This window comes from Streptomyces sp. NPDC037013, from assembly GCF_055607265.1.
This window is the reverse complement of sequence record NZ_JBVJRV010000002.1, coordinates 726,125-749,487: the sequence shown is the minus strand read 5'-3', so window position 1 is coordinate 749,487 and position 23,363 is coordinate 726,125. Positions and strand designations below refer to the sequence as shown.

21 protein-coding genes are annotated in these 23,363 nt (G+C 72.5%); 9 read left to right on the top strand and 12 right to left on the bottom strand.

The window, feature by feature from the left end; all coding sequences use genetic code 11:
- Positions 1-204 precede the first annotated feature (204 nt).
- A complete protein-coding gene (locus ACZ7DY_RS08445) occupies positions 205-942 on the bottom strand; it encodes a ferritin-like fold-containing protein (protein WP_471131669.1) in 738 nt (245 codons plus the stop codon).
- A gap of 464 nt (positions 943-1,406) precedes the next feature.
- Between ACZ7DY_RS08445 and ACZ7DY_RS08440 the strand changes: the two genes are divergently transcribed.
- Both ACZ7DY_RS08440 and ACZ7DY_RS08435 read left to right on the top strand, forming a co-directional pair.
- Positions 1,407-3,869, top strand: a complete 2,463-nt coding sequence (locus ACZ7DY_RS08440; RefSeq protein WP_471131666.1) for a DEAD/DEAH box helicase — start codon at positions 1,407-1,409, stop codon at positions 3,867-3,869.
- Between the two features lie 494 nt (positions 3,870-4,363).
- Complete coding sequence (locus ACZ7DY_RS08435; protein WP_471131663.1) at positions 4,364-5,272, top strand: alpha/beta fold hydrolase; 909 nt, start codon at positions 4,364-4,366, stop codon at positions 5,270-5,272.
- A 33-nt stretch (positions 5,273-5,305) separates the two neighbouring features.
- On the opposite strand, the gene ACZ7DY_RS08430 is transcribed toward ACZ7DY_RS08435, so the two are convergent.
- Positions 5,306-6,046, bottom strand: coding sequence for an SDR family oxidoreductase (locus tag ACZ7DY_RS08430; RefSeq protein WP_471131660.1), 741 nt, complete (start codon positions 6,044-6,046; stop codon positions 5,306-5,308).
- A 115-nt stretch (positions 6,047-6,161) separates the two neighbouring features.
- The gene (locus ACZ7DY_RS08425; protein ID WP_471131658.1) at positions 6,162-7,061 is read right to left on the bottom strand and encodes an NYN domain-containing protein; all 900 of its coding nucleotides are present in this window, start codon (positions 7,059-7,061) and stop codon (positions 6,162-6,164) included.
- 181 nt (positions 7,062-7,242) lie between these two features.
- Between ACZ7DY_RS08425 and ACZ7DY_RS08420 the strand changes: the two genes are divergently transcribed.
- The gene (locus ACZ7DY_RS08420) at positions 7,243-7,395 is read left to right on the top strand and encodes a hypothetical protein (RefSeq protein WP_467670991.1); all 153 of its coding nucleotides are present in this window, start codon (positions 7,243-7,245) and stop codon (positions 7,393-7,395) included.
- A gap of 65 nt (positions 7,396-7,460) precedes the next feature.
- On the opposite strand, the gene ACZ7DY_RS08415 is transcribed toward ACZ7DY_RS08420, so the two are convergent.
- The 3 genes from ACZ7DY_RS08415 to ACZ7DY_RS08405 all read right to left on the bottom strand — a co-directional run bounded on the left by ACZ7DY_RS08415 (position 7,461) and on the right by ACZ7DY_RS08405 (position 9,821).
- Positions 7,461-8,066, bottom strand: a complete 606-nt coding sequence (locus ACZ7DY_RS08415) for a MarC family protein (RefSeq protein ID WP_471131656.1) — start codon at positions 8,064-8,066, stop codon at positions 7,461-7,463.
- A 143-nt stretch (positions 8,067-8,209) separates the two neighbouring features.
- Positions 8,210-9,085 (bottom strand): PHP domain-containing protein, encoded by an 876-nt coding sequence (locus ACZ7DY_RS08410; protein WP_471131653.1) that lies wholly within the window; start codon positions 9,083-9,085, stop codon positions 8,210-8,212.
- Between the two features lie 94 nt (positions 9,086-9,179).
- A complete protein-coding gene (locus ACZ7DY_RS08405; protein WP_471131651.1) occupies positions 9,180-9,821 on the bottom strand; it encodes a DUF6758 family protein in 642 nt (213 codons plus the stop codon).
- A 185-nt stretch (positions 9,822-10,006) separates the two neighbouring features.
- Here ACZ7DY_RS08405 and ACZ7DY_RS08400 point away from each other — a divergent pair, with 185 nt between their 5' ends.
- A complete protein-coding gene (locus tag ACZ7DY_RS08400; protein ID WP_471131648.1) occupies positions 10,007-11,260 on the top strand; it encodes an MFS transporter in 1,254 nt (417 codons plus the stop codon).
- Positions 11,261-11,299: 39 nt separating this feature from the next.
- Here ACZ7DY_RS08400 and ACZ7DY_RS08395 read toward each other — a convergent pair whose 3' ends face one another.
- The gene (locus ACZ7DY_RS08395; protein WP_471131645.1) at positions 11,300-11,884 is read right to left on the bottom strand and encodes a suppressor of fused domain protein; all 585 of its coding nucleotides are present in this window, start codon (positions 11,882-11,884) and stop codon (positions 11,300-11,302) included.
- A gap of 499 nt (positions 11,885-12,383) precedes the next feature.
- Here ACZ7DY_RS08395 and ACZ7DY_RS08390 point away from each other — a divergent pair, with 499 nt between their 5' ends.
- Together ACZ7DY_RS08390 and ACZ7DY_RS08385 are read left to right on the top strand one after the other, a co-directional pair.
- Positions 12,384-13,520: a magnesium and cobalt transport protein CorA gene (locus tag ACZ7DY_RS08390; protein WP_471131643.1), complete on the top strand. Its 1,137-nt coding sequence runs from the start codon at positions 12,384-12,386 to the stop codon at positions 13,518-13,520.
- Between the two features lie 44 nt (positions 13,521-13,564).
- Entirely contained in the window at positions 13,565-14,077 is a 513-nt protein-coding gene (locus ACZ7DY_RS08385; RefSeq protein ID WP_471131640.1) for a hypothetical protein, read from the top strand.
- Positions 14,078-14,114: 37 nt separating this feature from the next.
- On the opposite strand, the gene ACZ7DY_RS08380 is transcribed toward ACZ7DY_RS08385, so the two are convergent.
- The gene (locus ACZ7DY_RS08380; RefSeq protein WP_471132418.1) at positions 14,115-14,831 is read right to left on the bottom strand and encodes a hypothetical protein; all 717 of its coding nucleotides are present in this window, start codon (positions 14,829-14,831) and stop codon (positions 14,115-14,117) included.
- Positions 14,832-15,077: 246 nt separating this feature from the next.
- Between ACZ7DY_RS08380 and ACZ7DY_RS08375 the strand changes: the two genes are divergently transcribed.
- The 3 genes from ACZ7DY_RS08375 to ACZ7DY_RS08365 are packed head-to-tail and all read left to right on the top strand — an operon-like array spanning position 15,078 to position 18,104.
- A complete protein-coding gene (locus ACZ7DY_RS08375) occupies positions 15,078-16,355 on the top strand; it encodes a magnesium transporter MgtE N-terminal domain-containing protein (protein ID WP_471131638.1) in 1,278 nt (425 codons plus the stop codon).
- On the top strand, positions 16,345-16,926 hold the full coding sequence (locus tag ACZ7DY_RS08370; protein WP_471131636.1) for a DUF1003 domain-containing protein: 582 nt from the start codon (positions 16,345-16,347) through the stop codon (positions 16,924-16,926). Before ACZ7DY_RS08375 ends, ACZ7DY_RS08370 begins: the two co-directional genes overlap by 11 nt.
- A gap of 44 nt (positions 16,927-16,970) precedes the next feature.
- The gene (locus ACZ7DY_RS08365) at positions 16,971-18,104 is read left to right on the top strand and encodes an Mrp/NBP35 family ATP-binding protein (RefSeq protein WP_471131633.1); all 1,134 of its coding nucleotides are present in this window, start codon (positions 16,971-16,973) and stop codon (positions 18,102-18,104) included.
- 136 nt (positions 18,105-18,240) lie between these two features.
- Here the strand turns inward: ACZ7DY_RS08365 and ACZ7DY_RS08360 are convergent, their stop codons facing one another.
- From ACZ7DY_RS08360 to ACZ7DY_RS08345, 4 genes are all read right to left on the bottom strand, one after another.
- Positions 18,241-18,909 carry a hypothetical protein gene (locus ACZ7DY_RS08360; protein WP_471131630.1) on the bottom strand — a complete coding sequence of 223 codons (669 nt, stop codon included), beginning with the start codon at positions 18,907-18,909 and terminating at the stop codon, positions 18,241-18,243.
- Positions 18,910-19,028: 119 nt separating this feature from the next.
- Entirely contained in the window at positions 19,029-19,490 is a 462-nt protein-coding gene (locus ACZ7DY_RS08355; RefSeq protein WP_471131627.1) for a sec-independent translocase, read from the bottom strand.
- Positions 19,491-19,714: 224 nt separating this feature from the next.
- Positions 19,715-21,391, bottom strand: coding sequence for a S1C family serine protease (locus ACZ7DY_RS08350; protein WP_471132416.1), 1,677 nt, complete (start codon positions 21,389-21,391; stop codon positions 19,715-19,717).
- Between the two features lie 1,030 nt (positions 21,392-22,421).
- On the bottom strand, positions 22,422-23,357 hold the full coding sequence (locus tag ACZ7DY_RS08345; protein WP_471132413.1) for an anti-sigma factor family protein: 936 nt from the start codon (positions 23,355-23,357) through the stop codon (positions 22,422-22,424).
- Between the last annotated feature and the right edge of the window lie 6 nt (positions 23,358-23,363).

The window sequence follows — 23,363 nt, the reverse complement described above, 5'->3', positions numbered from 1 at the left end:
GGCGAACCCCGACGGAAACCCGGGCTGGAACCGGACCGAACCCGAGCCGAACCCCGACGGAGAACCCCCGGAACCCGGCCGTCCTGCCCCCGGCCGCCCGGCCGAAACCGCCCACCAGACAGCCCAGCTCGGCCGTCCGCCCAAACCGCCCACCAGACAGCCCCGCCAGACAGCCCGACCAGAAGGCCCGACCAAACCGCCCCGCTAAGCCGCCAGGCCCAGCGCCGCCATCCGCTTCGTGTGCGCCTCGGTGATCCGCGAGAACATCCGGCCGACCTCGGCCAGGTCGAAACCGTCGGCCACGCCCCCGACCAGCATCGTCGACAGCGCGTCCCGGTCCGCGACCACGCGCTGCGACTGCGAGAGGGCCTCGCCCATCAGACGCCGCGCCCAGAGCGCGAGCCGGCCGCCCACGCGCGGGTCCGCCTCGATCGCGGCGCGCACCTTCTCCACGGCGAAGCTCGCGTGCCCGGTGTCGTCGAGCACGCCGAGGACCAGGGCGCGGGTGTCGCCGTCAAGGCGGGCCGCGACCTCGCGGTAGAAGTCACTGGCGATCGAGTCGCCCACATACGCCTTGACCAGGCCCTCCAGCCAGTCGGACGGCGCGGTCTGGCGGTGGAAGCCGTCCAGGGCCGCGACGAACGGCTCCATCGCCGCGGTCGGGTCCGCGCCGATCGCCGAGAGCCGGTCCCTGAGCTGCTCGAAGTGGTGGAACTCGGCCGACGCCATCTTCGCCAGCTCCGCCTTGTCGCCGAGCGTCGGCGCCAGCTTCGCGTCCTCCGCGAGGCGCTCGAAGGCCGCGAGCTCCCCATAGGCGAGCGCGCCGAGGAGGTCCACGACGGCGGCGCGGTACTCGGGCTCGGCGGAAGCCTTCGCCCAGTCCTGGGCGGCGACTCCGGTGGGTTCGGGGGCGGATTCGGCAGAGGTGTCAGGCGTCTCCATGAAGCGCACAATAGCCCGCTTGCCGGAGCGCGTAAGGCCCTGGTCAGTGAGTGTGACGACGACCATGTGACGTATTCGCCGGACACGCATGCGAGATTCCGGGGTAGAGTGGTAATGCACCCGCCGAATATTCGTCGGGCCGTACGAATGAGGATGCCCGGTCGGTGGCCCGATCGGCTCCGACCCGACAGCCCTCCGGGCGGTACGCGCAGCTGCGTACGGCACGAGGAGGGAACCTCAGCGGTAAGAGCGCTCGAGCGCAGGCAGTGGTCCCGCGCCCCCGGCCCGCCCCCCAAGCAGCCGGCGGTAGTGGCACGGTCACGACCCCCATGCGTTCGCCTCACGCCGCGTCTCACAGAAGAGGCATAGCCCTGACTACGACTTTCCGAGAGCTCGGGATCCTTCCCGAGACAGCCGAAGCCCTTGAAGCCGTCGGCATCATCAATCCCTTCCCCATCCAGGAGATGACGCTCCCCGTCGCCCTCTCGGGCGCGGACGTCATCGGCCAGGCCAAGACCGGCACCGGCAAGACGCTCGGCTTCGGCCTCCCGCTCCTGGAGCGCGTGGTCGTCCCCGCCGACGTCGAGGCCGGGCGTGCCACGCCCGAGCAGCTCACCGAGGCACCGCAGGCCCTCATCGTCGTCCCCACCCGCGAGCTCTGCCAGCAGGTGACGAACGACCTCCTGACCGCCGGCAAGGCGCGCAACGTCCGCGTCCTCGCCATATACGGCGGCCGGGCCTACGAGCCGCAGGTCGAGGCCCTCAAGAAGGGCATCGACATCGTCGTCGGCACCCCGGGCCGTCTCCTGGACCTCGCCGGCCAGCGCAAGCTCGACCTCAAGCACGTCAAGTGCCTGGTCCTCGACGAGGCCGACGAGATGCTCGACCTGGGCTTCCTGCCCGACGTCGAGAAGATCATCAACATGCTTCCGGCGAAGCGCCAGACGATGCTGTTCTCGGCGACCATGCCGGGCGCCGTCATCGGCCTCGCCCGCCGCTACATGTCGCAGCCCACGCACATCCGCGCCACCGCGCCGGACGACGAGGGCCAGACCGTCGCGAACACCAAGCAGCACGTGTATCGCGCGCACAACATGGACAAGCCCGAGATGGTCTCGCGCATCCTGCAGGCCGAGGGCCGCGGGCTCGCGATGATCTTCTGCCGGACGAAGCGGACCGCCGCCGACATCGCGGAGCAGCTGGAGAAGCGCGGCTTCGCCTCGGGCGCCGTCCACGGCGACCTCGGCCAGGGCGCCCGCGAGCAGGCGCTGCGCGCGTTCCGCAACGGCAAGGTGGACGTGCTCGTCTGCACCGACGTCGCCGCGCGCGGCATCGACGTCGGCGGCGTGACGCACGTCATCAACTACCAGTCCCCCGAGGACGAGAAGACCTACCTGCACCGCATCGGCCGCACCGGCCGCGCGGGCGCCAAGGGCATCGCGATCACGCTGGTCGACTGGGACGACATCCCGCGCTGGCAGCTGATCAACAAGGCGCTCGACCTGGGCTTCAACGACCCGGTGGAGACGTACTCCAGCTCCCCGCACCTCTACGAGGAGCTGAACATCCCCGCGGGCACCAAGGGTGTCCTGCCGCGCGGCGAGCGGACCCGTGCGGGTCTGGGCGCGGAGGAGATCGAGGACCTCGGCGAGACCGGTGGACGCGGCCGTGGCGGCCGCTCCGGCGGGCGCGGCCAGGACCGCGACCGTGACCGGGACCGCGACCGGAACCAGGACCGCGGTGGTCCCGCCGCCGCGGAGCGCGAGCGTCCGGCGCGTACGCCGCGTCGTCGCCGCCGTACCCGGGCCGGCAGCCCGCTCGACGCCGCGACGACGGCTCCGGCCACTCCGGTGACCGAGGCCGCCGCTCCGGTGGCCGAGGCCGCCGCTCCGGTGGCCGAGGCCGCCCCGGCCGCCGTCGAGGCGACCGAGCCGCGCACCCCGCGCCGCCGCCGGCGGACGCGTGCCGGTTCGGCGTCGGAGGCCCAGGCCACGGCCGAGGGCACGACGATCGTCCAGGCCGAGATCCCCGCACCCGCGGCCGCCCCCGCGGTCGAGGAGACGGAGGCTGAGGCCACGGTCACGAAGCCGCGCCGCCGCACCCGCAAGACCGCGGAGAAGGTGGCCGAGGCCGCCGCCCCCGAGGCCACCGAGGCTGCCGCCCCCGAGGCGGAGGCCACGGTCACCAAGCCGCGCCGCCGCACCCGCAAGACGGCGGAGACCGCGGTCGCCACGGCTGAGGGCACCCCGGAGCCGGTCGAGACCGCCGAGAAGCCGAAGCGCCGCACCCGCAAGGCGGCGGAGAAGGTCGCCGAGGCAGCGGTCCCGGAGGTCACCGCACCCGACGCCGAGGCCGACAAGCCCAAGCGCCGCACCCGCAAGACCGCCGCCAAGGCCGCCGAGGCCCCGGAGGCCGAGGCCACGGTCACCAAGCCGCGCCGCCGTACCAGCAAGGCGGCGGAGAAGGTCGCCGAGGCAGCGATCCCGGAGGTCACCGCCCCCGACGCCGAGGCCGACAAGCCCAAGCGCCGCACGCGCAAGACCGCCGCCAAGGCCCTCGACACCACCGAGGCCCCGCAGGCAGAGACGACGCCGGAGACCGAGCAGGAGGCCGCGACCACCAAGCCGCGCCGCCGCACCCGCAAGGTCGCCGAGCAGGTCACCGACGCCGCCACCCCGGAGGTCACCGCACCCGACGCCGAGGCCGACAAGCCCAAGCGCCGCACCCGCAAGACCGCCGCCAAGGCCGTCGACACCGTTGAGGAGGCGACCATCCCGGCGCAGGCGACGGACGAGGCCAAGCCCCGTCGTCGTACGCGCAAGGCCGCGGCCGCCCCGGCCGAGGCCGCCGGGACGGAGGCGCCCGCCACGGCGCCGCGTCGCCGCACGCGCAAGAAGACCGAGCCCGCGGAGGCCCCGGAGAGCTGACGCTCGCCGGCCCGCCGTACCGAAGGCCCGCCCCCACCAGGGGCGGGCCTTCGCGCATCCACACCGAGCCGACTGCCCCTACGGGCGGCTACCCCGGCGCCGTGACATACGGCGACCCGTTAACGGGCCGAACCCGCCACCAGGAGCGGGCCTGCGCCCGTCCACACCGAGCCCCCTGCCTTTGCGGGCGGCTCCCCCGGCATCGTGACGTGCGGCGACCCGTTAGCGGGCCGAATGCGCGGAGGCCCCGGAGAGCTGACGCTCGCCGGCCCGCCGTACCGAAGGCCCGTCCCTACCGGGGGCGGGCCTTCGCGCGTCCGCGCCGAGCCCGCCGCCCCGCGCGTGGCTCCCCCAGCGTCGTGACATACGGCGACCCGTTAGCGGGCCGAGCCCGCCACCGGGGGGCGGGCCTTCGCGCATCCGCACCGAGCCCGCCGCCCCCGCACGCGGCTCCCCCGCCGTCGTGACATGCGGCGACCCGTTAGCCTCGGCTCATGAGCAGGCCGCCGACCTTCGTCCCGCCCCCGTGCGCGCGTGCGTACGCCCTCGGTACCGCCCGGGGGGGCTTCGCCGTCCTCGACGCGGTCCCCGGGGCCGGTGTCCCGCGCCGGGGAACCGTTCTTCTGGTCCCCGGCTTCACGGGCAGCAAGGAGGACTTCATCGCCCTCCTGGAACCGCTGGCCGACGCGGGGTACCGCGCGGTGTCCGTGGACGGCCGCGGCCAGTACGAGACTCCGGGCCCGGACGAACAATCTGCTTACGCCCAGGCGGAGTTGGCCCAAGACGTGCTGGCCCAGGCGGCGGCCCTGACCGAGGCCGAGACGACGGCACAGGGGGCACCGGCCCCCCGCCTCCACCTCCTCGGCCACTCCCTCGGCGGGCAGATCGCCCGCGCCGCGGTCCTCCTCGACCCCGGCCCCTTCTCCACCCTCACCCTCATGTCCTCGGGCCCCGCCGCGGTCGCTCCCGCCCAGCGGGCCCGCGCCAAGATGCTGGCGGACGCCCTCGCGACGCTGTCGATGGACGAGGTGTGGCAGGCGATGCAGGCCATGGAGCCGCCGCCCCCGCAGGACGCCGAGGACGCGCGGGCCACGGGGGCCGAGGCCGGCGAGACCAACGCCCTGCGCGCCCGCTGGCTGCTGCACAACCCCGCCCAGCTCATCGCCACCGGCGGACAGCTCTCCACGGAACCCGACCGCGTGGCCGAGCTGGCCGCCCTGCCGCTGCCCAAGCACGTGATCTCGGGTGAGCGCGACGACACCTGGGCCGTGCCGCTCCTGGACGAGATGGCGGAGCGCCTGGCCGCCCACCGCACGGTGATCCGCGGCGCCGAGCACTCCCCCAACACCGACCGCCCCGCCGAGACGGCGGCCGCCCTGATCGCCTTCTGGAACCGCCACTGAGTCCCCGCGGCGCCGCGGCCCGGCCGTCCGGTGTCAGCGCAGGGTGTAGCCGCCGTCGGGGTAGAGGGTCGAGCCGGTGGTGTATCCGTTCGTGAACAGGAACAGCACGGCGTGCGCCACCTCGTCCTCGCTGCCCAGCCGGTGCAGCACGGTGTCCCTGCGGTACTGCGCGAACGCCGCCTCCCGGTCCGCCGCGGGCCGCCCCGCCCAGAGGTTGCCGTCGATGGTCCCGGGTGAGACGACGTTGACGCGGACCGGCGCGAGTTCCACGGCGAGTCCGCGCCCGAGCCCTTCGAGCGCCGCGTTGCAGGCCGCGTAGGCGGGAGCGGGGCCCGGCGGGCGCGCGCCGGCGGCGCCCGCCATCAGCACCACCGACGCGTCGGACGACAGTTTCGGCGCCGCGTGCCGCACCGCGTGGTACTGGCCCCAGAACTTGGACGTGAAGGGGCTCGCCGCGTCCTGCGCGCTCAATTCCCGCAAAGGCCCGACGCGGTAGGTGCCGGCCGAGGTGAACAGGTGGTCCACGCGGTCGATGCCGTCGAAGAACGACGCCAGCGAGGCGTCGTCGGTGACGTCGACGGTCCGCCAGGTCGCGACGGCCTCGCCCAGTCGGCCCGCCGCGTCGGCGAGGCGCCGCTCGGAACGTCCGCCGAGGACGACGCGCGCGCCCGCGGCGACGGCCCGGTGGGCCACCCGCAGCCCGATGCCCGAGCCTCCGCCGATCAGGACGACCGTCCGGCCGTCGAGCGTCTCACCGTCGGGGGATGTCGTCATGGTGCGGGCTCCTCTGCGTACGACTCACGGCGGGAGCCCCTGACGGTCTCCCGATGATCTTCCAGGAGTGCAGAAGACGTGCGGGACCGCCGATATTCCTGGTGCGGCGGTACGCCTAGTACTGGGCCTGCAAGTGGTCCCAGAACCCGTCCCGCAGCGCCCTGCGCAGGTCGGCCTGGCCGCGCAGCGAGTACTGGAGCAGCCGCTCGGCCTCGACCAGGAGGTCCTGATCCACGGATCCGGGCAGATACGGGTGGCCGGGCAGCAGCCCCACCAGCGACTCCCGGCCCCGTGCCGCGAGCCATTGCGCGGCGATCTGCGCCCCGACGAAGCGGACGTCCTCGCGGCTGGGCCGGTGCGCCACGGCGGTCGCGCCCCCCTCGTACGCGGTGGCGGTGCGCCGTGTGACGTACGGCTTGAAGAAGTCGAGGTCGAAGGTGCGCTGGCTGTCGACCTCCCACAGCAGCGGCTCGGCCTGGTTGCGGCCGTCGGGCGCCTCGATGCCCCACAGGTGGACGCGCGCGCCGTACCCCTGCGCGGCCTCGACCGCCGAGACCAGGTCCTCGTCCCCGCCGATGAGCGCGGCGTCGCTGATGGCGCGGTGCCGCGCCAGGGACTCCAGATCGCTGCGGATCAGGGAGTCGACGCCCTTCTGCTGGTTGTTGGCGTTGAGGTTGCCGAGCCTGACCTTGACGTCGGGCAGCTCGGCGATCGACTGCTGCTCGGTGGTGTGGATGCGGCGCCTGGCCCCGTCGTACCAGTAGACGCGGAGCAGCCGGCTGTCCGCGAAGATCGTGCGGGCCTTGTCGATGAGGGCGTCGATGAGGCCCTCCGCGTCGAGGTCGAAGGCGCGGCGGTCCTCGGTCCCCGCCGCGAGCCGGCCCGCGGCCGCGTACAGATAGCCGGCGTCGACGAAGATCGCGTGGGTCGACGGGGTCTTGGCCACCTCGGCCAGGACGCGTTCGAGCAGCGCGTTGGTGCGCTCCAGCTGGGCACTGATGTCGGCGTCGTTCATGTCGTCCTCAAGTCTCCCGCCGGTCACACAGCGAACACAACCGCTCTCGCTACTCACAAGTAATTAGGTTCTCGAAAAATTTCTTTAGCGTAGGGAATGTTTGCACCGGGCAACTCGTTGTACCCATCAGGAACACAGCAGTTCTCCTTCAGGAGGATGACCAGACGAAGGGAGAAGCCCTATGCGCTTCGAAATCATGCGACTCGACGACGTCGATGGCTCGGCCGTGGACAGTACCGTCGTGGACGCCGCCTCCGTCAACCGGATCGTGCAGCAGGCCGCCTCGATCGGCCAGCGCATCTACATCCGCCCGGCCGACACCTCGGCCTCGTAACGCAGACGTCGCAGGGCCCCCGTACGACATCCGTACGGGGGCCCTTCGTGCGTCCGGGGCCGGGTTCAGCCGCCCCTGATCACCTGCGTCACGCCGTTGATGATCTGCTGCACCGCGATGGCGGAGAGCATCATGCCCGCGAGCCGGGTCACGAGCACCACGCCGCCGTCCTTGATGACGCGGATGATCAGCAGCGAGTACCGCATCACCAGCCACAGCACCACGTGCATGGCCACGATCGCCGCCCACACCGAGAGCTGCGTGCCGACGCTGTCGGCGTCCTGGACGGCCAGGATGACCGAGACGATCGCGCCGGGCCCGGCCAGCAGCGGCATGCCGAGCGGCACCAGCGCCACGTTGACGTCCTTGGTCTGCTTCGGCTCGTCCGTCTTGCCGGTGAGCAGGTCGAGCGCGATGAGGAGCAGCAGCAGCCCGCCCGCGATCATCAGCGCGGGCACGGAGACGTGCAGGTAGTCGAGGATCTGGTGGCCCACGACGCCGAAGACCGCGATGACGCCGAAGGCGACGCAGACGGCCTGGAAGGCCATCCGCTGCTGCACCTTGGCGGGCCGGCCCGCGGTGAGGCCGAGGAAGATCGGGGTGATCCCCGGAGGGTCCATGATCACGAACAGGGTGAGGAAGAGGGAGCCGAAGACGGCGACGTCGAACACAGTGATGGCCTTGCAGAGAGTCGTACGAAGGAGCCGCGCCGGGGCGGCACCGGGCGCGGGGGCGCGACGGCCGCCACCACGGAGCGGTGGTGCGGTGAAGGGGAAGTGCGGTGAAGGGGTGCGGCCGCGCGGAGGGCGGGCCGTTACGCGGCGGGGTGTCCGCCGGCGCCCGGCACGGGGAAGGCTCCCGTCGCCCGGCGCGTGATCTCGCCGTAGATCTCGGGGTCGGTGGTGAACTCCCCGAGCACACACGTCTTGCGGCTGCCGTGGTAGTCGCTGGAGCCGGTGACCAGGAGGCCGAGCTCCCCCGCGAGGCCGCGCAGCCGGGTGCGGACCTCGGGCGTGTGGTCCATGTGGTCGACCTCGATGCCGTCGAGGCCCGCCGCCGCCAGTTCCGCTATCGCCGCCTCGGGGACGAGGCTGCCGCGCTTTGCGGCGCCCGGGTGCGCGAAGACGGTGACGCCGCCCGCCGCCTTGACCAGGCGGATCGCGTCGAAGGGGTCAAGCTCGTGCTTCTCGGCGTAGGCGCGGCCGCCGTCGGCGAGCCACTCGGGCGTGAAGGCGTCCGAGACGGTGGGCACGACGCCGAGCTCGACGAGCGCCTCGGCGATGTGCGGGCGGCCGACCGAGCCGTCGCCCGCGATCCGCGCGACCCGCTCCCAGGTCACGGGCACACCGAGCTCCTGGAGCCTGCCGATCATCGTCTTCGCGCGTGGCACCCGGTCGTCGCGGACGAGCTCGCGCTCGCGGGCGAGCTCGGGCTCCTCGGGGTCGAAGAGGTACGCCAGCATGTGCAGGCCGGTGCCGTCGAGGCGGCAGGAGAGCTCGGCGCCGGTGACGAGGGTCGGCGCGTTCGCCAGTCCGGCCAGGGCGCGCTCGGCCTCCGCGTGGCCGCGGGTGGTGTCGTGGTCGGTCAGCGCGACGACGTCCAGGCCGACGGCGGCCGCGTTGCGGACCAGCTCGGCGGGGGTGTCGGTGCCGTCGGATGCGGTGGAGTGGGTGTGCAGATCGATGCGCACGACGCTGACTCCAGTGCTCCGACGGGCTGACGAGGGGACGCTCAAGGATAACGGGAACGAGATGCTCCGAGGCCCGCCCCGCACGAGGCGTCCCTCACGACATGAGCAGCCGCGGCGAGAGCGCCCCGCAGGGCAGCAGGTCGACCTCGGCGCCCGCGTCCCGCAGGTCGGTGAGGACCAGCTCGTCGTACATGAGCAGGCCCGACTGCTCCGGCCAGGCGATGGCCCACAGCCACAGGCCGCGCGCCTCTCCCGCGAAGACGGCCCGGTCGTCCGGTGTCCCGGAGACGTGCCACATCGGTGTCGGCCGTCCGGCGGCGAGCACCTTGGCCTGCGGCGGTTTCTCCACGCTCATGTGCGGGCCGGGGTCGGGGCCGTCGATGCCCGCGTACCGGGCGCCGAGGCCGACGCCCAGCTCCTCGGCGACGAGCACGAGCTCGCCGACCCCGCCGAGCGGCGCGGGACCCGAGCAGGCCACCGCCGTCGCGCGGCCGCCGCTGCGGTCGTCGCCCGCGCAGGCCACGCCCGTGAAGAGCCACCCGACCGGCAGCGGCCACGGCATCCACACCGGCACCTGGGCGCGGTGCACCACGACCTGGAGCGCCTCGACGCTGGGCGGGATCACGGGCTGCAGCGGATGCACGGTGCCGTGCACGTCACACTGCCAGGAGTCGGCAAAGAGACCGGGAGCCCTGACCCGGCCACCACACTTCGGGCAACTGGGTTCGCCCCTCATAGCGCCCAACGGTCCTCCCCGGTCGCCGCTCCGTCAAGGACGATCACCCGTCCGGTGGCCCTGTCACCAGGCGTAATTAGATGTAGCTTGCATCATTTAGCCTCGCTAACTTAATATGTGCATACGTCAACGACCTCGGTCGGGGGCGCACGGAACACACTCCGGAGCAGTGAAGGAGCGGCTGTATGCACAGCAGCACAGGGGGTCCCGCCGAAGGGGACCCGTTCGACGCCGGGGCGGGCGGCCTCCTGCGCCAGCCCAAGGCCGTCTGGGCCACGGCCGGCGCGTCCGTCGTGGCGTTCATGGGCATCGGGCTCGTCGACCCGATCCTGCCGTCCATCGCCAAGGGCCTGGACGCGAGCGCCAGCCAGGTCTCCCTCCTCTTCACCTCGTACTTCCTGATCACCGCGGTCGCCATGCTGGTCACCGGCTTCGTCTCCAGCCGCATCGGCGGCAAGAAGACCCTGCTGCTCGGCCTCGCGCTCGTGGTGGTCTTCGCGGGCCTCTCCGGCACCTCGGGCTCGGTCGGCGAGCTGGTCGGCTTCCGGGCGGGCTGGGGACTCGGCAACGCGCTCTTCGTCTCCACCGCGCTCGCCGTCATCGTCGGCGCCGCGGCCGGCGGCAGCGCGGCCGCGATCCTGCTGTACGAGTCGGCGCTCGGCCTCGGCATGGCGTGCGGGCCCCTGGTCGGCGCGCTGCTCGGCGACGCCAGCTGGCGCTACCCGTTCTTCGGCACCGCGGTCCTGATGGCGATCGGCTTCCTCTGCATCACGGCGTTCCTCAAGGAACAGCCGAAGCCCGCGCGGAAGACGTCACTGCTCGACCCGGTCAGGGCACTGGGCCACGGCGGGCTCGCCTCGGCGGCCGCCTCGGCGTTCTTCTACAACTACACGTTCTTCACCGTGCTGGCCTTCACGCCGTTCGTGCTCGACATGAGCCCCTACCGGTCCGGCGCCGTCTTCTTCGCCTGGGGCGTGCTGCTCGCGGTGTTCTCGGTGCTCGTCGCGCCCCGGCTGCAGGAACGCCTCGGCTCGCTCAAGGTGCTCGGCGGCTCGCTGATCCTGCTCGCCGTCGACGTCCTCGTGCTCGGCTACGGCGACCACACCACGGCAGTCGTCTGCACGATCCTCTCCGGCGCCTTCATCGGCGTGAACAACACCGTCTACACCGAGCTCGCCCTCGGGGTCTCCGACGCGCCGCGCCCGGTGGCCAGCGCCGGCTACAACTTCGTGCGCTGGTTCGCGGCGGCCGCCGCGCCGTTCTTCGCCCCGAAGATCGAGGAGTGGAGCGACATCCACATCCCGTTCGTGGTCGCCGCCGTCACGGCGGTGCTCGGCGCGGGCGTGGTGTGGGTGCGCCGGAACGCGCTCACGCACGAGGCCGCGGAGCTGGAGCCCCGGCACGCCACCGAGGACGGCGTCGGCGTCTTCGCCGGCTGATCCCTCGTCAGGGCACTTCGCCGGTACGGGGCTTCGGCCTCAGTCCAGGGGTACGGACGTGCGCAGCGGGTCGCGCAGGTCCGTACCGCTGTTCAGCCAGCGCTCCTGGAGGGCCGCCGCGCCGTGCACCCGCTTCCACGCCGCCTCGTTCGGCGTCATGGGCAGCAGCGGCAGGAACCGTACGGGCTCCATGGGTTCGTCGAGGTCGAGGTCCTCCACCAGGCCGCCGGACTCCGCCACGAGCACCGAGGTGAACGGCGCGCCGGGCCACAGCGGTTCGCCCACGTCCAGCGAGGCGCCGGGCGCCACGATCACGCCCTCGACCTGGGGCGAGGCGGCGAGGACGGCCAGCGGCCGCAGCACCTTGTCGGTGTCGGCGAGCCCTCCCCGTACCGAGAGCACCAGCTCGGCGCGCGGGCCCTTCACCGGGTCGGCGAGCGAGGCCGTGGGGTCGGCCATCGGCTGGACGGACATGCCGAGCGTGGCGTAGCGCACCACGTCGCCGTCCGTGAACCGCAGCACCTCGAAACGGTCGGTGCCGAGGAAGGTCACCGCGGCGCGCGCGTCCGGTTCACCGAGGCCGGTACGGAGACGGGCCTCGACCAGCGCAAGAACATCAGCCATGACGTGAGCATAGAACTCGTCAGGTACGGGCAAAGCGGGGGCTTGACACTTCAGTCGGCTGATAGTGTTGGCCGCTGGCTCAGGGCAGCACGCAGAAGCGTCGCTTTCAAGCCCTGCGGACAGACACTGACTTTGCGCCACTGGCGTGAAGGGCGCATGGGACTTCCCTTACGGGGGACCGGCCGGAGGAGGTGGGGCTGCAATGGACCGAAGTCGACCGTGCAGTACCACCCGCTCTTCCGCCCGGTGAATCACGCAGCCCGGTAGCTGCGCACGCACACACACGCACCACGAGCACTCTTCGTGCCGTGTGTGACGGAAGAGCACTTCGTTCCCACCTGATCTGTCTGAGTTCCCTGATCTGTGTCAGTAGCGAAGCTGCCACCGCGACAGTGCGGTGCTCCCCGCTTTGTGGACGTGCCAAACACCCCGCAGTAGGACGTCCTCATTCCGGGCAGTTCCAACCGTCGCAGGCGGCCTCCTTCGAAGGAGCCTGCCCATGTCGATGATCCGCGACCTCCGTGCCGCCGTCCGTCCCTCGCTGCGCAAGGACGGCACGTCCTACCCCTCCTCCCCGGCCTCGTACGACACCTACGACGCCACCCGCGACGCCGCGTCGGCCGTCGTCGACTGCGCCGTCTACCGCGACGGACGCCGCCTGGGGTGCGCCGACACCCTCACCCCGCACGAGGCGATGCTCGAGGTGCGCCGTCAGGGCGGCTTCGCCTGGATCGGCCTGCACGAGCCGACCGAGGCCGAATTCGCCGGTATCGCCGCCGAGTTCGGGCTCCACCCGCTCGCCGTCGAGGACGCCGTCCACGCGCACCAGCGCCCCAAGCTGGAGCGGTACGACGACACGCTCTTCACCGTCTTCAAGACCATCCACTACGTCGAGCACACCGAACTCACCGCCACCAGCGAGGTCGTGGAGACCGGCGAGGTGATGTGCTTCACCGGCCGGGACTTCTTCATCACCGTCCGGCACGGCGGCCACGGCTCGCTGCGCGCCCTGCGCCGCCGCCTCCAGGAGGACCCCGAGCTGCTCGCCAAGGGCCCGTCGGCCGTCCTGCACACCATCGCCGACCACGTCGTCGACGGGTACATCGCGGTCGCCGACGCCATGCAGGACGACATCGACGACGTGGAGAGCGAGGTCTTCTCCGCGCCGAGCAAGGGCAAGGGCACCTCGCGCGGCGTCGACGCCGGGCGGATCTACCAGCTCAAGCGCGAGGTCCTGGAGTTCAAGCGGGCCGTCTCGCCGCTGCTGCGGCCCATGCTGCTGCTCAGCGAGCGGCCCATGCGGCTCGTCGACCCCGACATCCAGAAGTACTTCCGTGACGTCGCCGACCACCTCACGCGCGTCCAGGAGCAGGTCATCGGCTTCGACGAACTGCTCAACTCGATCCTCCAGGCCAACCTCGCGCAGGCCGCCGTCGCGCAGAACGAGGACATGCGCAAGATCACCTCGTGGGCGGCGATCATCGCCGTGCCGACGGCCGTCTGCGGGGTCTACGGCATGAACTTCGACCACATGCCCGAACTCCACTGGCGGTACGGCTACCCGATGGTGCTCGCCCTCATCGGCGGCGTCTGCCTCGCGATCCACCGGACCCTGAAGCGCAACGGCTGGCTGTGACACGGCCCCGGCCGGCCCCGGGCACCACTCGATAGGCTGCCGCCATGACTGCTGACCCGCTGCTCGGCCGCGCCCTCGTCGAGGAGGCCACCAAGAAGTCCGGCCTCATCTGGGTGCAGGGCGTGGACGCGCCCGCCCGGGCGCTCTGGCACGTCTGGCACGAGGGCGCCGCGCACCTCGTCGGGGACGGCCCGGGCGAGCAGCCGCTGCCGGGACTCGTCGACGGGGGCTCGGCCGAGGTCACCGTGCGCAGCAAGGACAAGGGCGGGCGCGTCGTCGCCTGGACGGCGGCGGTGAGCGAGCTGGCCCCCGGCTCCCCCGAGTGGGAGGCGGCCGTCGGCGAGCTGAAGGGCAAGCGGCTGAACGCGCCGGACGCCGAGCGGGTCACCGAGCGGTGGGCCGAGCAGTGCCGGGTCGTCCGGCTCGCACCGGTGGACGCCGTCACCGAGCAGCCCTCGGGGTCCCTCGCGGCCGCGCCGCTGCCCACGGGGGCGACCACGCGTGAGCCACTGCCCGATGGGCTTCCTCGGTTGCTCTTCAAGCGCAAGCGCCGCTGAGGCTCGCCCCTTCGGGGCTCGCCTCACGCGGGCCTCGTCAGGACGTCGGGAGCTGCTTGCCGTAGTCGACCATCTCGTCCTTGCCCGGCTCCTGCAGCGGGAAGTCCTTGTTCCAGTCGGAGAGCCTGAGCGTGCCCGCGTGGCCGCCGCGCTCCAGGCGCAGCGGGTAGGGCCTGCCCTCCAGGGAGACGGAGAGGGTGCCGCCCGCGCCCTCGTCGCCGGTGATCTTGATGCTGCGCAGTGCGCCCGTCCTGCCGCGGTCGCCCTTGGCCAGCTCCCCGTGGAGCGTGAGCATGCCGGCGAGCAGCTCGTCCTTGTCGGTGAAGCCGCTCAGCTGCTGGTAGGCGGGGTCCCCCTGGGGGACCTTCACGTACTTGTCGTCCAGCTTCGCCGCGGCGGTCTCGTCCGCGCTCCCGGACGCGCCGTCGCTCCCGCCCTCATGGGACCAGAACTCCGAGCCGGCCTTCAGGTAGAGCTGCTCGCCGACCCGCAGCAGCTGGAAGGTCTGCCCCTTGGAGGTGACCGAACCGGTGCCGCCGTCGCCCTTGAGCCGCATGTCGAGGGTGTACGTGTGGTTCTTGCTCACCACCGTGCCGGAGAGCCGCACCGACGACGCGCCCTCCGCCGCCCTGCCCGCCTTGTCCTGGATCTTCGACGCGGAGAGCTTCCCGATCCCGTTGGTGCCCGCGTCGGGGTCCTCCCCGCCGCCGCAGCCCGTCAGACTCGTCGACGCCGCGACCAGACCCGCGCACATCGCACTCACGAACGCCGCCCTGCGGGCGCGGCTGGCCAGGGGAAGTAGGGTCACAGGTGGCGCTGCCTCTCGTGGACGACCTCTACGGCTACGGCAGTACGGCAGCGTACCCGGGACGGGGGGATCGATCGGAGGCAGTCCGTCCGGACCCTCCGCCGGGGCACACCGGACGGGGACGGGCTAGCCTGAAGCCCGTATTGACGGACCAAACGGCATGAACCCACCCGGCCGGAAGGAGGCGCACGCATGGCGGCAGGCGCCCCCAGGGTCTTCGTCTCGCATCTCTCCGGCACCGCCGTCTTCGATCCGAACGGCGACCAGGTGGGCCGGGTGCGGGACCTGGTGGCGATGGTCAGGGTCGGCAGGCGGCCGCCCCGGCTGCTCGGCCTCGTCGTCGAGCTCTCCACCCGGCGCCGCATCTTCCTGCCGATGACCCGCGTCACCGGCATCGAGTCGGGCCAGGTCATCACCACCGGCGTCCTGAACGTGCGCCGCTTCGAGCAGCGGCCCACCGAGCGGCTCGTCCTCGGCGAGATGCTGGACCGGCGGGTGCACCTCGTCGAGTCGGGCGAGGAGGTCACCGTCCTCGACGTGTCGGTGCAGCAGCTCCCGGCCCGCCGCGACTGGGAGATCGACAAGGTCTTCGTACGGAAGGGGAAGGGCGGCACCTTCCGGCGCAAGGGCGAGACCCTCACCGTCGACTGGTCGGCCGTCGACGGCTTCTCCCTGGAGGAGCACGGCCAGGGCGCCGAGAGCCTCCTCGCCACCTTCGAACAGCTGCGCCCCGCCGACCTCGCCAACGTCCTGCACCACCTCACGCCCAAGCGGCGCACCGAGGTGGCGGCCGCCCTCGACGACGACCGGCTCGCCGACGTCCTGGAGGAGCTGCCCGAGGACGACCAGATCGAGATCCTCGGCAAGCTGCAGGAGGAGCGCGCCGCCGACGTCCTGGAGGCCATGGACCCCGACGACGCGGCCGACCTCCTCGCCGAGCTGCCGGAGGACGACAAGGAGCGGCTGCTCACCCTGATGCAGCCGGACGACGCTGCCGACGTGCGGCGCCTGATGGCGTACGAGGAGCGCACGGCCGGCGGTCTGATGACGACCGAGCCGATCGTGCTGCGGCCCGACGCGACGGTCGCCGACGCGCTCGCGCGGGTGCGTCAGCAGGACCTCTCCCCCGCGCTCGCCGCGCAGGTGTACGTCTGCCGTCCGCCGGACGAGACGCCGACCGGCAAGTACCTGGGCACCGTCCACTTCCAGCGGCTGCTGCGCGACCCGCCGTACACGCTGGTCGGCTCGATCCTCGACGATGACCTGCAGCCGCTCGCGCCGGACGCAACACTGCCCGCCGTCGCCGGGTTCTTCGCGACGTACGACATGGTGGCGGCGCCCGTCGTCGACGAGGGCGGCTCGCTGCTCGGGGCGGTCACCGTGGACGACGTGCTCGACCACATGCTGCCGGACGACTGGCGCGAGACGGAGTTCCATCTGGAGGAGGAGGGAGCGGGCCATGGCGGCTGACCGTGAGCGCGAGAACCGCGCCGAGCCGCGGAGCCCGCGATTCCGGCTGGATCAGCCGAGGACCCCGCGCCCCAGGCTCCTGCCCGAATACGACCCGGAAGCCTTCGGGCGGCTCTCGGAGCGCATCGCGCGCTTCCTCGGCACCGGCAGGTTCATCGTCTGGATGACGGTCGTCATCATCTTGTGGGTGGTGTGGAACATCGCGGCCCCCGACCACCTCCGCTTCGACCAGTACCCGTTCATCTTCCTCACCCTGATGCTGTCGCTGCAGGCGTCCTACGCGGCCCCGCTGATCCTCCTCGCCCAGAACCGCCAGGACGACCGAGACCGCGTCAACCTGGAGCAGGACCGCAAGCAGAACGAGCGCTCCATCGCGGACACCGAATACCTCACCCGTGAGATCGCCTCGCTGCGCATGGGCCTCGGCGAAGTGGCCACCCGCGACTGGATCCGCTCCGAGCTGCAGGACCTGGTCAAGGAGCTGGAGGAACAGCGGATCGAGCAGCGCGCCGAGAACCGCGTCGTATTCCCCTCGGAGAGCACCCGCGGACGTGACGTAGGCGACCGCTGACAGCCCTTTCCCGGGCGGGGTTACCGCGCCGTACTATCGGTCCCATGGCTACGGAAGACGCGGTGCGTGAAGCACTGGCGACGGTGAACGACCCCGAGATCCAGCGACCCATCACCGAGCTGGGGATGGTCAAATCGGTGGATATCGCCGCTGATGGGGCGGTAGCGGTCACCGTGTACCTGACGGTCTCCGGCTGCCCGATGCGCGAGACCATCACCAAGAACGTGACCGACGCGGTCGCCGCCGTCGAGGGCGTCACGCGCGTCGACGTGACCCTGGACGTGATGAGCGACGACCAGCGCAAGGAACTGGCCGCCGCACTGCGCGGCGGCACCGCCGAGCGCGAGGTGCCCTTCGCCAAGCCCGGCTCGCTGACCCGTGTCTACGCGGTCGCGTCCGGCAAGGGCGGCGTCGGCAAGTCCTCGGTCACGGTGAACCTCGCGGCGGCGATGGCGGCGGACGGCTTGAAGGTCGGCGTCGTCGACGCCGACATCTACGGCCACTCGGTGCCGCGCATGCTGGGCGCCGACGGCAGGCCCACCCAGGTCGAGAACATGATCATGCCGCCGTCGGCGCACGGCGTGAAGGTCATCTCCATCGGCATGTTCACCCCGGGCAACGCCCCGGTCGTCTGGCGCGGCCCGATGCTGCACCGCGCGCTCCAGCAGTTCCTCGCGGACGTCTTCTGGGGCGACCTGGACGTCCTCCTCCTCGACCTGCCGCCGGGCACCGGCGACATCGCGATCTCGGTGGCCCAGCTGGTGCCCAACGCCGAGATCCTGGTGGTCACCACCCCGCAGCAGGCCGCAGCCGAGGTCGCCGAGCGGGCCGGCTCCATCGCCGTCCAGACCCACCAGAAGATCGTGGGCGTGGTGGAGAACATGTCCGGGCTGCCCTGCCCGCACTGCGGCGAGATGGTCGACGTGTTCGGCACCGGCGGCGGCCAGAAGGTCGCCGAGGGCCTGACGAAGACCACGGGCGCCACGGTGCCGGTCCTCGGCTCCATCCCGATCGACGTCCGCCTGCGCGAGGGCGGCGACGAGGGCAAGCCGGTCGTCCTGACCGACCCGGAGTCCCCGGCGGGCTCGGCGCTGCGCACGATCGCGGGCAAGCTGGGCGGCCGCCAGCGCGGCCTGTCGGGCCTCTCCCTGGGCATCACGCCCCGCAACAAGTTCTAGGGGCCGCGCCCCTTCAGGGGCGCGGGGAACTGCGCGACCGGCCACAACGGACCCGCAGACGCCCCACGAACACGTCCTACGGAGAAGGGGGCGCCGTCACACCGACGGCGCCCCCTTCACCCGTCCGGCCTGCCGCCTAGGCGTACGCGCCGATGTCCTTGATCACCGAGAAGCCCAACCCGTACGCGCTCATCCCCCGCCCGTACGCGCCCAGGTGCACGCCCTCCTTCGTGGAGCCGGCGAGGACCCAGCCGTATTCGGACTCGCGGTAGTGGAACGGCGTCGGCTCGCCGTCCACCGGCAGCGACAGCGACGACCAGTCGGAGCCGTCCAGGTCGTCGGCGAGCACCCAGGCCGTCTCCGTCTGCTGGTCGAGCCAGTCGTCGCGCAGGGTGTGGTCCATCTGGCCGGGCCAGGTGAAGGAGAGCAGTCCGACGCCGGCGAGCCAGGCCGCCGACGAGACCGACGTGGCCTCCAGGACGCCCGTGCCGTCCGCGCTGCGCCGCACCGGGTTGGCCGCGACGGTCACCACGACCGCGAAGCGCTCCTTGTCGCTGCTGCCGAAGCTCCCCTCGGCGCGGACGGACGGCTCGTCACCGTGTCCGATCGAACCGTGCTCGACCGCACCGTCCGCCGTCGCGCCGACCTGCATCAGCCAGCGCTGCCCCGTGAAGGCCTCGTCGAGGCCGTACCAGGGGAAGGGCGCCAGCAGGTAGCCGTCGACCGTACGTCGGGCGGAGGGCACCGCTTGTGCGCCGCCGTCCGCGGTCGGCGCCTGCGCGCCCATGCGACGTGTCGTCTCCATGTACCCGGCCGCCTCCTCGCTCTCGAGTGCCCGGAGCGGCCCGCCCCCCTCGGGCGTCCTCACGCCGGACAACAAGGCAGGATAGCCACACCTGTTGGCGACGGCAGTTCAGGCGATGCTCAGGTGGCGTCCGCGTCGAACGGCGGAGGGTCGCCGGCGTCGGGCTTCGCGGGCTCCGCGGCCTTCTTCCGCATGTCGATCCGGGCTCCGCCGGACGTGGCGGCCGAGGCCCCCGCGCCGTCGTCGAAGGAGTCGCTCTCGCGGCCGTGCACGGCGTCCGCGACCTCGTTCATCTCCTTCTTGAGGTCGAAGCCGTTACGGATCTCCTTGAGCCCGAGCTCGTCGTTGTCGAGATGCTTGCGGATGAACTTCTTGGGGTTCAGGTCCTCGAACTCGAAGTCCTTGAACTCCGGGCCGAGCTCGTCCCGGATGTCCGCCTTCGCGCTGTCCGAGAACTCGCGGATCTTGCGGATCGTGCGGGAGATGTCCTGGATGACCTTCGGCAGCTTGTCCGGTCCGAAAATGAGCACGGCGAGGACGACCAGCGCCACTATCTCGAGTGCGCCAATGTCATTGAACACCTTGAGCTCCTTGCGATGTCCTCAGCCCGCGGCAGGTCGTCCCTGCGTGTGTCGTCCGTGCGTGTGCCGTCCGTGCCTGTGTCGTCCGTTCCTGTCCGGCAGGTGGTACTCGGCAGGTTTTGCGTGGTCCGGACCGGGACAACGGTACCCGGCGCCCGTGTCCGTCCGGTAGCCGCTGCACGACAACGCGGGGCAGACCTGGCCAGTCCTTTACCCCGGCGCCCTCAGTCACCGCCCGCCGAGCCGAGCACGAGGGTCACCTCGCGGTCGCCGCCGTCGCGTTCGACCGTCAGCCGCAGGCGGTCCTTGGGGCGGTGCGCGCGGACCTTGACGATCAGCTCGTCGCTGGAGTGCACCGCGTGGCCGTCGACCTCGGTGATGACGTCGCCCGGCTTCAGGCCCGCCTTGTCGCCGGGCCCGTCCGTGTTGACCGAGGGGCCGCCGTTCCTGCCCTTGTCGGCTATGCGGGCGCCATCGCCGTTGAATTCGGTGTCGAGCGTGACGCCGATCACGGGGTGCGTGGCCCTGCCGAAGTTGATCAGCTCTTCGGCGACGCGCTTGCCCTGGTTGATGGGGATGGCGAAGCCGAGACCGATGGAGCCAGCCTGGCCACCGCTCGGCGCGGAACCGTCGTCCGCGGAACGGATGGCGCTGTTGATGCCGATGACGCGCGCCTTGGAGTCGACGAGCGGGCCGCCGGAGTTGCCCGGGTTGATGGGGGCGTCGGTCTGCAGGGCGTCCACGTACGAGATGTCGCTGCCGTCGCCCTTCTCGCCGCCCGCGGTGATGGGCCGCTCCTTGGCGCTGATGATCCCGGAGGTGACGGTGTTCTCCAGGTCGAAGGGGGCACCGATCGCCACGACCGGGTCGCCGACCTGGACGTTCTCGGAGTTGCCGAGGGGCAGGGGCTTCAGGCCGCGCACATGGGAGACCTTGACGACCGCGAGGTCGTAGCCGGAGTCGCGGCCGACGACCTCGGCCTCGGCGGTCTGGCCGCCGCTGAAGGTCACCGACACCTCGCCGCCGGTGCCCGCGGGCTCGACGACGTGGTTGTTGGTGAGGATGTGGCCCTTGGCGTCCAGCACGAAGCCCGTGCCGGTGCCCTGCGCGGAGTCGCCGCTGACGTGCAGCGTGACGACGCCGGGCAGAGCGGCCGATGCGATGCCCGCCACGCTGCCCTTGGGCCGGTCCGCGGACTCGGTGGACGCCTGCGGGAGCCGGATGTCGTCGGTGCCGTTGCGCTCCAGGTACGAGCCGATGGCGCCGCCGATGACACCGGCCACCAGAGCGATCGCGACGCCCCCCACGACGAGGACCCGACGCGCCCGCCTACGCCGCGCCGCCGCACTCTCCGGCGGCACCGACCCGACCTGCTGAAGCGGCACGTTCCACGGGTCGTAGGCGCGCCGGGGCTGCGCGGGGGCTTGGGGCGCCTGGGGTGCGTGGGGCGCTTGGGGTGCCTGGGGGTGGGGGACGGCGTTGTACGGGGGTGGGGTGGGGCCTGGGGCGCCGTGAGCGCCGCCGTGGGGGGCCGGGCTGGGCGGGACCGGCGTGGGGCCGGGGGTGTCGTGGGGCGGCGTACCGCCGTGCGCGCCGGGCGCGCCGGGCGGGAGCGGGGTGCCCTGTGCCGGAGTCGCGGCCGGGTGCTGCACCGGTGGGGCCGGGGCCCAGGGGCCCGGTTCGCCGTAGGGCGGGGTGCCGTACGGGTCCGGGTCGTGCAGGGGGCGGGGCCGGTCCGCGGAGGCGGGCGCGGGGGCCTGCGCCGGCGCGCTCTGTGCCGGGACCGGGGCGGTGGCGGACGTTCCGTCGACCGACACCCCATGCGGGGCAAGGGCGGGCGTGCCGTCAGCCGGGGTCCCGTGCGGGGCGTCGGCGGCCGGTATGGGGGCGGTGGCCGACATGGAGCTGGATCCTGTCGGCGTCACGCCGTGCGGAGCCTCGGCGGAGTGCGCGGAATCAGCCGACATGGAGCCTGTCGGCGTCACGCCCTGCGGAGCCTCAGCGATGTGCGCGGAGTCGGCAGAGCGCGGAGCCTCAGCGGAGTCCGATGCCTCGCCAGAGAGCGAAACGTCGGCAGTGTGCGGAGCCTCGGCGGTGTGTGCGGAGTCGGCCGACATGGAGTCGATCGGCGTCGCGCCGTGCGGAGCCTCGGCGATGTGCGAAGCGTCGGCAGAGTGCGGAGCCTCAGCGGAGTCCGATGCCTCGGCGGAGAGCTGCACCTCGGCGGTGGGCGAGGCGTCGGCAGTGTGCGGAGCCTCGGCGATGTACGCGGAATCGGCCGGCATGGAGTCGACCGGCGTCGTGCCGTGCGGAGCCTCGACGGAGTGCTGAGTCTTGGCGGTATGCGAGGCGTCGGCAGTGTACGGAGCCTCGGCGATGTGCGAGGCATCGGTCGGCATGGAGTCGACCGGCGTCACGCCCTGCGGAGCTCCGGCGCCGTGCTGAGCCTCGGCCGTGTGCGAAACGTCGGCAGCGTGCGGCGCCCCAGTGGAGTGCGAGGCGTCGGTGGTGTGCGAGGCGTCCGCAGTGTGCGGCGCCTCAGCGGAGTACGAGGCCTCGGCGGAGTGCTGAGCCTCGGCAGCGTGCGGAGCCTCAGCGGAGTGCGAGGGTTCTGCCGTGTGCTGTCCCTCGGCGACCAGGCCGGGCGGCGCCTCGGCGGGCTGCGGCCGTGGCCCCGCCTCCTGCGCGGACTGCGGCTCCGGGGCCGGGGCCGATGGCTGGGACGGCTCGTCGGTGCCGCCCGGCACTTTCGGTCGGGGCCGGCTCCACCAGTTCGCCTTCGTGGGCTTCCCCTCGTCCATGTTCTCCCCACAACTGGCCCGCGGCGGACGCCGTTTGCATGCTCAACCCCGTGCCCGCACGATCCCCGGCGGGCACGGCCCACCGAGGATTCAACCAGGTTCCCCCGCGTGAGCGCAGGGCACCGTCGTCTCAGCGCATACGGGTGGTGCCCTTCAGCGGGCTCCCGGCGGGGGACGACGCGGTGGCCCGCACCGGATTCGCTTCTCCCGCCACCACGGACTCGTCCGTCGGCGGCAGCTCAAGGCCGGGCAGGACGGCGGTGTGCCGGGCCGGCGCGACCGGGCGTATCAGCGGGGAGAGCGTGGCGGCGCCGGCGACCATGGGTGCCGTCAGCTCGTACACGGACGAGCCCTGGGGGCGCAGCGGCCGGGTGGGCGGACCGGGCAGCAGCGGTCCCGTGACCTCGGTCGGCGCGACCGGGGCCGCGAGGGCGCCGGGGCGCTGGCCCTGGACCGAGAGCGGATTGCCGCCGCTGCGGCGCCGCACGGAGTCGGGGGTGGCGGCGGTCCCCGCGCCCTGGCTGCGCTGCGGGGTCACATTGCTGCCCGCACCGCCGGCACGGGAGTCGCCGGTGTCGGTGGGGGCGCCCACGGTGACGCCGCCGAGCGCGATGGCGGCCAGGGAGACCGCGCCCGCGGCGGCGAAGGCGAAGCGGCGGCCGCGCCAGAGCGAGCGCTCGGCCTCGTGCCGGGGGACGTCGTGGATGCGGAAGCCGCGCGGCTCGCCGGGGAGGACGGCGGCGTGCGCGCCGGCGGGCACGTACTCCACGAAGGGGTCGGGGGGCACGCCGAAGACCCCGGTCCGCGGCAGGCCGGCGGAGTCAGTGGCTCCAGTGGCGAAGCCTTCTCCGTCGCCCGGCGCGCCGGGTCTTCCGGACGGTCCGGTACCGCCTCCCGGAAGGCCCTGGAGCCTGGCGAGGAAACTCTCCGACGGCGGCGGCGGGGCCGCCTGCGCGAAGACGTTCTTCAGGCGGCGCTGGGCGTCCGCCTCGGTCTTGCACATCGGACAGGTCGCCAGATGCGCGAGGACGCGCTCGCGCGCGTCATGGCCCAACTCACCGTCCACAAGGGC

What these genes read in the sequence shown, in the direction of transcription:
- ACZ7DY_RS08420 (WP_467670991.1), top strand. Translation starts at nt 7,243, where the DNA reads ATGCGCTTCGAAATCATGCGACTCGACGACGTCGATGGCTCGGCCGTG.
- ACZ7DY_RS08405 (WP_471131651.1), bottom strand. Translation starts at nt 9,821, where the DNA reads ATGAGGGGCGAACCCAGTTGCCCGAAGTGTGGTGGCCGGGTCAGGGCT.
- ACZ7DY_RS08370 (WP_471131636.1), top strand. Translation starts at nt 16,345, where the DNA reads ATGGCGGCTGACCGTGAGCGCGAGAACCGCGCCGAGCCGCGGAGCCCG.
- ACZ7DY_RS08425 (WP_471131658.1), bottom strand. Translation starts at nt 7,061, where the DNA reads ATGAACGACGCCGACATCAGTGCCCAGCTGGAGCGCACCAACGCGCTG.
- ACZ7DY_RS08375 (WP_471131638.1), top strand. Translation starts at nt 15,078, where the DNA reads ATGGCGGCAGGCGCCCCCAGGGTCTTCGTCTCGCATCTCTCCGGCACC.
- ACZ7DY_RS08395 (WP_471131645.1), bottom strand. Translation starts at nt 11,884, where the DNA reads ATGGCTGATGTTCTTGCGCTGGTCGAGGCCCGTCTCCGTACCGGCCTC.
- ACZ7DY_RS08435 (WP_471131663.1), top strand. Translation starts at nt 4,364, where the DNA reads ATGAGCAGGCCGCCGACCTTCGTCCCGCCCCCGTGCGCGCGTGCGTAC.
- ACZ7DY_RS08400 (WP_471131648.1), top strand. Translation starts at nt 10,007, where the DNA reads ATGCACAGCAGCACAGGGGGTCCCGCCGAAGGGGACCCGTTCGACGCC.
- ACZ7DY_RS08360 (WP_471131630.1), bottom strand. Translation starts at nt 18,909, where the DNA reads ATGGAGACGACACGTCGCATGGGCGCGCAGGCGCCGACCGCGGACGGC.
- ACZ7DY_RS08445 (WP_471131669.1), bottom strand. Translation starts at nt 942, where the DNA reads ATGGAGACGCCTGACACCTCTGCCGAATCCGCCCCCGAACCCACCGGA.
- ACZ7DY_RS08430 (WP_471131660.1), bottom strand. Translation starts at nt 6,046, where the DNA reads ATGACGACATCCCCCGACGGTGAGACGCTCGACGGCCGGACGGTCGTC.
- ACZ7DY_RS08390 (WP_471131643.1), top strand. Translation starts at nt 12,384, where the DNA reads ATGTCGATGATCCGCGACCTCCGTGCCGCCGTCCGTCCCTCGCTGCGC.
- ACZ7DY_RS08440 (WP_471131666.1), top strand. Translation starts at nt 1,407, where the DNA reads ATGACGCTCCCCGTCGCCCTCTCGGGCGCGGACGTCATCGGCCAGGCC.
- ACZ7DY_RS08380 (WP_471132418.1), bottom strand. Translation starts at nt 14,831, where the DNA reads ATGTGCGCGGGTCTGGTCGCGGCGTCGACGAGTCTGACGGGCTGCGGC.
- ACZ7DY_RS08385 (WP_471131640.1), top strand. Translation starts at nt 13,565, where the DNA reads ATGACTGCTGACCCGCTGCTCGGCCGCGCCCTCGTCGAGGAGGCCACC.
- ACZ7DY_RS08365 (WP_471131633.1), top strand. Translation starts at nt 16,971, where the DNA reads ATGGCTACGGAAGACGCGGTGCGTGAAGCACTGGCGACGGTGAACGAC.
- ACZ7DY_RS08350 (WP_471132416.1), bottom strand. Translation starts at nt 21,391, where the DNA reads ATGTCGGCCACCGCCCCCATACCGGCCGCCGACGCCCCGCACGGGACC.